General features: G+C 65.9%; 1 pseudogene. It reads left to right on the plus strand.

What is annotated here, in order from left to right:
- Window positions 1–258: pseudogene (locus ACRHNM_RS17255) on the plus strand (hypothetical protein); the annotation flags it as partial.

Below are 258 nucleotides of genomic sequence, written 5' to 3' on the forward strand. Positions count from 1 at the left end.
CAGAAGAACGTTGCCAGCGATTTCGAGGAACTGGCCGTGGCCTGGCGGGTCATCAAGTACTGCGGCCAGGGCGACAACCACCCGTTCACCTTCCCGCTGGGCCTGCAGGTCGGTGCCAGCGGCAGCTATGGCAACCACACGCCCCAGCTGGAGGCGCAGTTCGGCCAGCAGTTCCAGCTGTCCCTGAGCAGCAGCGGCGATCGCCTGGCGCCCGCAGGCTATGGCGCAAGCTCCAACGAAGTGCAGGTGCTCAACTCG

It is taken from the genome of Psychroserpens mesophilus (assembly GCF_050617655.1).
Taxonomy (GTDB): domain Bacteria; phylum Bacteroidota; class Bacteroidia; order Flavobacteriales; family Flavobacteriaceae; genus Psychroserpens; species Psychroserpens mesophilus_A.